Annotated in this window: 1 protein-coding gene; it reads right to left on the bottom strand. The window is 38.5% G+C overall.

What is annotated here, in order from left to right; genetic code table 11:
• Positions 1-10: 10 nt before the first annotated feature.
• On the bottom strand, positions 11-649 hold the full coding sequence (locus VPNCDNU1_RS28530) for a hypothetical protein (RefSeq protein WP_104403508.1): 639 nt from the start codon (positions 647-649) through the stop codon (positions 11-13).
• Positions 650-706 lie beyond the last annotated feature (57 nt).

Genomic DNA, 706 nt, shown 5'->3' with positions numbered 1-706 from the left:
GAAGCTTTTGTTAGGCATTTTCTGCTACTTCCTCTATTGAAGGATGAGTTATAGGCGGTAAAAAAGTTTCTGATAACAGCTCTTGCCCAACAAATACACACTTACACCATATTACGACCATGATTAGAGCAAACCAAAGCCCTCCCACGATATTCGAGGTAAATTTGTCATCATCATCAGCTTTTTCAGGCGACAATAGATCGATTAACACAGCGCGCCCACAAAACATAAGATAGAAAATCAGAGAACTATATAGGACTAAGTCATTAGCACTAACAAATAGCTCATGATCTAACTCTCTTGGTGGGCTTAAGTAAATCACAACCATTGTTAGAAAGTTTGTCACAGCCGCTAAAACGATTGATAAAAAAGTGGCACCAAGGCTATGACGGCTACTAAGGTATCTAGTCAATATCGCAAAACAAACCGTCAAAGATACATAGAAAGAAATGATGACTAGTGTGTTGCTAATGTTGACTCCCAAAACAGTCTCTAGAGTACCGAAATCTGTTTCTCTATTTATTGTACGGCTATCTGGGTATTGCAACCATGCCATATATAAAGCTAAACCAGCAATGATTGCACCAAACAATGCCGATAGTGAGGATATTGGAGTGGTCGTAATTTCCTTCTTTACACCCGATAACATACTTTTTTATCTTTCCTAATGTTATTTGATTAACTGAACTGACGCCTAACGCCAGCT

Origin of the sequence: Vibrio penaeicida, assembly GCF_002933855.1 — a bacterium.
Lineage (GTDB): Bacteria > Pseudomonadota > Gammaproteobacteria > Enterobacterales > Vibrionaceae > Vibrio > Vibrio penaeicida_A.
The sequence above is the reverse complement of the archived record's forward strand: the minus strand, read 5'-3'. Positions and strand labels throughout refer to the sequence as shown.